The sequence below is a fragment of the Paenibacillus sp. J22R3 genome (genome assembly GCF_056269305.1).
In genome coordinates this window covers 47792-54767 of record NZ_JBWDNS010000016.1, presented here as the reverse complement: position 1 = coordinate 54767, position 6976 = coordinate 47792, and the positions used below count along the sequence as shown (strand labels likewise).

Genomic DNA, 6976 nt, shown 5'->3' with positions numbered 1-6976 from the left:
TTTAAGAATTCGCTTGTTAGCTCATTCAAAAAACTAGCTTTGCGAAACGTTAGTTTCGCGATTTATGACCATTTGACTGGTCGCTCATTGTTCAGTTTTCAAAGAACAAATTTCATGTCCAGGTTTGTTGACCCAGAATTAGATATTAGCACATTCCGAAACATAATTGCAAGCTTTATTTTTCAACTTGTTTTCGTTTCGTTCACCGCGTCGTTGTTGATGTCTCAGCGGCGGAATTAGAATATAACATGATTGTCTACACAGTTGCAACAGGTATTATTTTACAATCCATATATCTCATAGAAGGGCGCGCCTGCGAGAACAAGCGCGCATCATTCCTATGTTCCAGTACTGCATTATTTCCACTCTTCACTGCCTTGAAACGGCATATGACGAGCTTCATCAAATTTAGGGAACGGCAGGTAATCATTAATACCCGATACAGCATTACCTCGCAGCAAGAATGCCGAAGGCCACTGCGGCACTTTAATTAACGTGCTGGTTGGGATATAGCGAATCGTCAGGCCGCAGCGACGCAGCGGGGAGTGATTGGCTTCCGATCCGTGAATGATGCTCGGATGATGGACGGAAACGCCGCCTGCACGCAAGATGAGATCCACTGCTTTGTCCTCTTCAACCAGCGCAGGATCCACTTCGGATTCCAGAACATTCGCCGTTGTCGTGTTGGTTTTCATTTCTTGAAGCTCCATCGTTTGTGTACCCGGAATCACTCGCAGACAGCCGTTATCAGGCAGGGAGTCATCGACTGCGAGCCACAATGTGACTACGTTCATCGGTTCAAGCGGCCAGTAGCTGCCATCTTGATGCCAGAGAACAGGGCGGCCGTCGAATGGCGGCTTACTAATATAGTGGGAAGCGAACAAGGCGATATCCGGACCAATATACTGCTCTGCAATATCGAGCAGGCGATCATCGCTGACTAGGCGAAGCCAGAAAGGATCATCCGCCAATAGCGTGTGACCCAGGTTCTCCGGGCGAAGCCCCGGGTTCTTCTCCATCAGCCATTCCACATGCTGCTGGGCTTCTTGAATCAATGATGCATCGAGAACATCCGGATAGACGGCATAGCCATCACGATCGAACTTTTCTTTTGCCAGCTTTAATTGATCTTGGGACATTGCTGGTTCCTCCTCATGAATTTGAATAACTGCGCGGATTAAGCGTCTTGTACTGCTTCCAGATAAATTCGTTCATTAAAGCCGCCGCGTTTAGCGGATTTCTCCGCTCTTATCGTTTCCAATTGCTCCGCATTGAAGCCATGGACACTTGAGAGCGCATGAAGGAGTTCAAGGATATCGGCCAACTCTTCCAGGGCACTCGCGTTATCCTCCGCTTCCATGTACTCGTGCAGCTCCTCCGATAATTTAAGGCGCAGTTCTTCGTGATATGAAGCTTCATCCAGAATACGAGTCGTGCACGTCTTGCCGTTGTTTGCGATGATTTCCGGAATTCGGTCGCGAACCAGCTTATTGTATGTAGGCATACAAAGGGCTCCTTCTTTAGGGAGTAATTCTAATAAATTCCTCACTTCGAGCCTATTATACCGTGATGATGACACAGATTAAACAGATTCCGGATAAAAAACACCAGCTTCGCAAGGCTTGTGCCCCATGCGGATTTCCCAATCACTGCGTACGATAAAACATCGGGATTCCATCGCGGGAGGAACAGACGCATGAAAGTGGTTGTGACAGGAGGGGCCGGGTTTATCGGCTCGCATCTCGTAAGAAGTTTAATTGCGCGCGGAGCGGAAGTACATGTCATCGACAACCTCTCGTCAGGCTCGGCGGAACGCGTACATCCGAAAGCAAGCCTTCATATAGAGGATATTCGATTCGGTAGAGCAAAACGAATCATAACGTCCGTCAAGCCGGATGTCGTCTATCACCTCGCCGCTCAGGCAGATGTACAGCGATCTATCGCACATCCCAACAGAGATGCCTCTATTAATGTCGGAGGTACGATTAATATGCTTGAAGCCTGCATACTAGCCGGCGTTCACAAAATGATTTTCGCCTCCACATCAGGGGTATACGGCAATTTAGAAAGGGATCGTATCACCGAACAGGATCCCACGGACCCGATATCATTCTACGCAATGTCCAAGCTGACAGCCGAACGATATATCCGCCTCTATAGCCGATTCTATGGGCTGGGATATACGATTCTTCGCTACGGCAACGTATACGGTCCCGGTCAGACGGCCAAAGGCGAAGGCGGCGTCATCGCGAATTTTATAGAGAGAACGGTAAAAGGTTTGCCGCTCGTGATCAACGGAGAAGGGCTCCATACAAGGGATTTCATCTATGTAGGAGATATTGTCTCGGCAAATTTGGCTGCAGCGGAACTCGGAGATCATGAAACTCTTCATGTAAGCACGGGCCTCCGAACGTCTATTAACCACTTAGCTGAGCTGCTTCGAGACCTACACCCCAGTGAAATCGAGGTGCTATATCGACCGGCGAAACCGGGAGATATCTTGCACAGCTGTTTGTCATGCGAGCGAACACGGCACATCCTGCAATGGGAGCCGATTACCGGCATAGAGCGCGGGGTCGGTGAAACGTACCGATTCTGGACGGAGCCGTGAAGCGAACCAAGCAGCTGCAGGTGCGGCAAAATAATAACAGCCTCGTTCTTAGCTCTGAAGGCGATCAGAGTGAAGAACGAGGCTGTATGATTGTCACGGTGCATATACGGAGCCTTGAAGGGTGTACGGACCTGTAATCCGCGCACGCGCGTCATTCGAACGTACGGTCAAGTAGTAGCGCCGCTGCGGAATGGTTCCAACGAAAGTCAGCTGCTCCTTTGATCTTCCTTTTGCAAAACAAGATTCCATATTCCAATAAACAACCAAGCCATCCGAGCTATCCTCACGCAGCATGATCTCCATCTCGCCCGAGTCCCAGCTCGCAAGATCCGGATTCTCCCACCCCACCTCAAACCGCAGCACTACTCGGTCACCGGGCGCTATCGAATCAAGACATAGCGAAGTAAGAACAAGCTGCTCTGGGCCTACGAGGATGGGCTCGAAGCTGCCGACATCCGCACTGCTTTTATCCGAGTATTTCATACCGCACATTCCCTTCCAATTCCTTTAGATGGTTTGCAGCATATGCAAGAAATGTTGACCATACTTTCGAGGTGAAAACTCCACATGCACAAAGCTCATCGCTTCTGCGCGTATTCGTTCTCGCAGCTCCGCGTTCTCCATAAGCTCGCGCGCTTCCTTCAGTGCCTCCGAAACGTTGCCAAGCGTGTAATACTTTCCCGTTCTATTGTGAGTGATCGAGCTAGACACGCCGTCCGAGTCCGTCGTCAGCACCGGGCATCTGCAACTCATCGCTTCTAAGACTGAATAAGGAGCTCCTTCAACTTTGGAAGTGGCACATAGGAACCCCCCGGAATCTCCGATAATCGAAAACCAATCCGGCATTTCGGAATGAGGAACATTAGATCTTACAGTCAAACGGTCCCATAGTCCAAGCTCTCCCACAATCCGTTCGAACGACTGCCGCTCTGCCGGATCTGCCAAATGGGGATCATGAAACATCCATAATCGCAGGCTTGGATACATAAGCGATAGTCGATAGCCTATCTGCAGAAACTCGCGCCAATTCTTGTTATCCTCCAATCGTCCGAGCCACGCCATGATTGGGGATGCATCCGTTAGAAGCGTTGGCCGATACGAGAACGCAGCTGCATCAATGCAATTATTGAAGTGAAACTGCGGCTTATTCGGAAACAAGTCATGGAATATCGAGGCGATATGCGGGGTGCGTGGATTAAGCAGCGCTGAAGCATGGGCCGCTATAACCGGCGAAGCCGCCGAGAGTGCCTGCCTCGCATCTTCTTTGGGGCCATAGCCTTGAATCTCGTAGATGAGCTTCCCATAATAACCGAGCATCCGGAAACGAGTGAGACTCTTATGGTCCGTCGTGACGATTATGGCTTCGTAGCCGCCTGCATCGATCAGCTGTTTAATGGCAATATCGCTATCCGTAATGCGTACATCCGAGGAATCATCCCTATTTTGCAGACCGGCCCCCCATTTGTAGTACAGGCAATGCCCGTACACTCCGAATTCCCGCAGCGCCTTGCACCTTATTCGGTTCAGCGTGTCCATGCCTCCGCTTGGCAGGTAGTAGACAAACAGCACCTTCAACGGCCTCATCCCCCCTTCAGCCCTCAATCCAGCCGATCAAAATCCTTCTCCGTTAATGTCGCAATCAGCGTGCCTTTATTACGAAGTACGGCTTTAATTCGCATCGGCTTATGCGTTGAATAGTTCGTAACAATCAGCAGACTGAACGGTGCATAGTTCGGCGCTACCGGGGGCAAATCAATTTGTTTCCGCGCTTCCATCTCCTGCAGCGTCTCGTAGAATAAAGTCCCGTTATTATAGACGTGCACGAGGCAATCGAATACTTCATCGCCGTCATTGACGATGGACCATGAAATAAACTCAATATACCGGCAATCAATTCTCGCGAAAGCAGCGGCATCCAGCCGAAATATCGCCATGAACTCCCTCCTCCGCACGTCTTTCTTCTATTATCGTATGAGAAGCAGAGGCAAACGTAAGGGCCAAACCGCCCCGGACAGCCACCCAAAAACAAGGGTAACTCATCCATTTGTCCAAGCAGATTCCCTATCACCAGCATTAACTAAATAGAGTCTATCTACGAAAGGAAGGATGTGTGGACGATGCAACTCGTAGACTTGAAGGGGAGCTACGACGCCATCTACAGCCTCGGCGACCTATGTTTGCCGGCAATCCAAATGGAGCTTAACGAGATTCGGCCATTCGCAGGCCCGCTGGACTGGATGCAATCGCAGAACCTCTCCGATGTCACCAGACTGCTTCGAAACCGTTTCGCCCGCTTCATGGATTACAGCCATTTGGAGGTCATCAGCAAAGCAAGCGAGAAGCTTTATTATGTCAAAGAGACCGAATATAACGTGTACTCGAATCATGACTTCTACACACACAACAATTTTCCGCCGGAATTGAACGCGTACCCCGAGGTGAAAGCCAAGTACGACCGCAGGGTTGCCCGCTTCCTGGAAAAAGCCGCTTGGAGCGACCACATTCTATTCATTCGTACCGAAGCGACAATGGAGCAGACGAAGGAACTGACTGACGTTCTCTCCGCTATGGTAGCAGGCAGCTATCGCCTGTTGGTTGTGAATCACGCACCGGTGAGCGGTATCGCCCAGCAGCATTGGCCATTGCCGCATGTATGCGCCATTCAACTGCCTGATGAGGAAATATGGCATGGGAACGACCTGCTGTGGAAAGAGATTTTTCAGGGAATTGCGCTCAATGAGGAGTAATGGAGAAAGGGCATCCATATCGGATTGCCCTTTTATCGTTACGGCTTCTGTTGGTTATCGACCATTGTCGAGAGTACAGGCCAATCCGGCAGCTTGTAGCCGCCGTTCGCGAGTCTGAGTCCGGCCAATATTCGGTTCCACACCTCATAGTCCACCATGACCCCGGGATCCGGCGTTTGGTCTGCAAATATTCGGTTGTACAAATCGCCTTTCACCATGAATCTCTCATTCGGCATAGCTGCCCTCCTCACTTCTCGATTGTTACTTCTTCATAACGGATTGATAAACGTCCAGTACCCGCTCCACCATCTTTTCCATCGACCACTGGGCGGTGCCCCATGCTCTTGCGTTTCGTCCAAGCTGTTCTCGGAGACTGTCATTGGCAAGCAGCAGCCCCAGCTGTTCAGCAAGCTTAACCGAATCGCGCACGGGAGAGATTAGACCTGTCACTTCATGCTCGACCATCTCAGGGAGTCCGCCTGCCGTCGACACTAAGGAGGGAAGCCCTGCCACCTGCGCCTCCATCAAAGAGAAGGGCTGATTATCTTGTATGCAGGAATGAACGAAAATATCGGATGTCCGAAGCAGCCCCGGAATATCATCCCGAACGCCGAGAAACAAGACATCCTGCTGGAGTTGATGAGCTGCCGTCAGCTGCTCAAGCTCTGCCCGCTGTTCGCCGTCTCCAACGATCCAGCACACCCAATCTCGGCGTGTCCATTTCAAAATGCCCAGCGCTGCGATGAGGATGTCAATTCCTTTGACGAACGAAAGGCGTGCGGGGCATATAATGATTTTCTTACCCGGTGTGCGCTGCATCGTCGTTCCTTTGCTTGCCTGCCTCTCGAAGGCGTCGATGTCCAGACCATATGGAAACACCTTGATTCGCTCTTCCGGCACTCCGAACGTGTTTAATAGCAGCTGCTTCTGCCAGTTGTTCGCCGTCACCGTAACATCGCCTGAGGTCGCACCATAATGCTCGATGCCGTTAAAATAATTCCAAGCCGGCGAGTTCTCCGCTACGCCTAATTGGGGGTTTAATCGATAGTTCATCGTCACTTCTATCGCAACGGAGCCATGAACATGGGCAACAAGTGCCGTCCTCGGGGACTTCACCCGTCCGAGTGCTCTAGCGGCGAATATATCATGGGTATGGATGATGTCATATTGTTCGAGCCCAAAATAAGCAGCTGCCAGCTCCAAATAATAGCGCTCAAATTCGCAATGCATCACATAGGGGTCCACGTGAATCTGCGAGACACGAGACGCGCTTAGCTTGGCGGCGATCAGAGGACGCAGCACTTCCTTGGCAATCTCCTTATTCAGACCCGGCATATGCACTTTATCAGGAGCGGTGCCGAGCAGGTCCACTTGATGTCCCATCAGCTCAAGCCGCTCTTTCAGCTGCGTCATATACTTCCATACGCCGCCAACATGCGGAACCTGCCAAAAGGTGGCCAACAATATCTTCATGCTGTCCTCTCTCCCTGCATCCGTCAGCTGCCGGACAACTGCTCCGGCGCGGAAGTGGTCATACGTTGTCGTAGTACCATCGTATGTACGAGATATCTTAAGAGCCACGACGGTTGGACCCCGTCAATGGACTATTTACTGGGAG

General features: G+C 50.8%; 9 protein-coding genes. 2 read left to right on the top strand and 7 right to left on the bottom strand.

Going from position 1 to position 6976, the window contains the following annotated elements; translation table 11 throughout:
• Positions 1 to 356: 356 nt before the first annotated feature.
• Positions 357 to 1139, bottom strand: a complete 783-nt coding sequence (locus tag AC0YN4_RS31520; protein WP_475837609.1) for a phytanoyl-CoA dioxygenase family protein — start codon at positions 1137 to 1139, stop codon at positions 357 to 359.
• Between the two features lie 38 nt (positions 1140 to 1177).
• Positions 1178 to 1504, bottom strand: a complete 327-nt coding sequence (locus tag AC0YN4_RS31515; RefSeq protein ID WP_475837608.1) for a nucleoside triphosphate pyrophosphohydrolase — start codon at positions 1502 to 1504, stop codon at positions 1178 to 1180.
• 192 nt (positions 1505 to 1696) lie between these two features.
• Here AC0YN4_RS31515 and AC0YN4_RS31510 point away from each other — a divergent pair, with 192 nt between their 5' ends.
• Positions 1697 to 2611, top strand: coding sequence for an NAD-dependent epimerase/dehydratase family protein (locus AC0YN4_RS31510; protein WP_475784760.1), 915 nt, complete (start codon positions 1697 to 1699; stop codon positions 2609 to 2611).
• Positions 2612 to 2704: 93 nt separating this feature from the next.
• Here the strand turns inward: AC0YN4_RS31510 and AC0YN4_RS31505 are convergent, their stop codons facing one another.
• From AC0YN4_RS31505 to AC0YN4_RS31495, 3 genes are read right to left on the bottom strand one after another with little or no spacing between them, the layout of a single operon-like run.
• Positions 2705 to 3094 carry a hypothetical protein gene (locus AC0YN4_RS31505; protein ID WP_475784759.1) on the bottom strand — a complete coding sequence of 130 codons (390 nt, stop codon included), beginning with the start codon at positions 3092 to 3094 and terminating at the stop codon, positions 2705 to 2707.
• A gap of 24 nt (positions 3095 to 3118) precedes the next feature.
• Positions 3119 to 4180, bottom strand: a complete 1062-nt coding sequence (locus tag AC0YN4_RS31500; protein WP_475837611.1) for a glycosyltransferase family 4 protein — start codon at positions 4178 to 4180, stop codon at positions 3119 to 3121.
• Positions 4181 to 4209: 29 nt separating this feature from the next.
• Positions 4210 to 4545: a hypothetical protein gene (locus AC0YN4_RS31495; protein WP_475837607.1), complete on the bottom strand. Its 336-nt coding sequence runs from the start codon at positions 4543 to 4545 to the stop codon at positions 4210 to 4212.
• A 183-nt stretch (positions 4546 to 4728) separates the two neighbouring features.
• Here AC0YN4_RS31495 and AC0YN4_RS31490 point away from each other — a divergent pair, with 183 nt between their 5' ends.
• On the top strand, positions 4729 to 5358 hold the full coding sequence (locus AC0YN4_RS31490) for a DUF1796 family putative cysteine peptidase (RefSeq protein ID WP_475784756.1): 630 nt from the start codon (positions 4729 to 4731) through the stop codon (positions 5356 to 5358).
• 38 nt (positions 5359 to 5396) lie between these two features.
• Here AC0YN4_RS31490 and AC0YN4_RS31485 read toward each other — a convergent pair whose 3' ends face one another.
• Entirely contained in the window at positions 5397 to 5594 is a 198-nt protein-coding gene (locus AC0YN4_RS31485; protein ID WP_475784755.1) for a hypothetical protein, read from the bottom strand.
• Positions 5595 to 5619: 25 nt separating this feature from the next.
• A complete protein-coding gene (locus AC0YN4_RS31480) occupies positions 5620 to 6939 on the bottom strand; it encodes a glycosyltransferase family 4 protein (protein ID WP_475837606.1) in 1320 nt (439 codons plus the stop codon).
• Positions 6940 to 6976: the final 37 nt, after the last annotated feature.

Excerpts from the sequence above, each read along its gene's own strand:
- AC0YN4_RS31510 (WP_475784760.1), top strand. The coding sequence starts at position 1,697 with ATGAAAGTGGTTGTGACAGGAGGGGCCGGGTTTATCGGCTCGCATCTC.
- AC0YN4_RS31515 (WP_475837608.1), bottom strand. The coding sequence starts at position 1,504 with ATGCCTACATACAATAAGCTGGTTCGCGACCGAATTCCGGAAATCATC.
- AC0YN4_RS31505 (WP_475784759.1), bottom strand. The coding sequence starts at position 3,094 with ATGAAATACTCGGATAAAAGCAGTGCGGATGTCGGCAGCTTCGAGCCC.
- AC0YN4_RS31520 (WP_475837609.1), bottom strand. The coding sequence starts at position 1,139 with ATGTCCCAAGATCAATTAAAGCTGGCAAAAGAAAAGTTCGATCGTGAT.
- AC0YN4_RS31485 (WP_475784755.1), bottom strand. The coding sequence starts at position 5,594 with ATGCCGAATGAGAGATTCATGGTGAAAGGCGATTTGTACAACCGAATA.
- AC0YN4_RS31490 (WP_475784756.1), top strand. The coding sequence starts at position 4,729 with ATGCAACTCGTAGACTTGAAGGGGAGCTACGACGCCATCTACAGCCTC.
- AC0YN4_RS31495 (WP_475837607.1), bottom strand. The coding sequence starts at position 4,545 with ATGGCGATATTTCGGCTGGATGCCGCTGCTTTCGCGAGAATTGATTGC.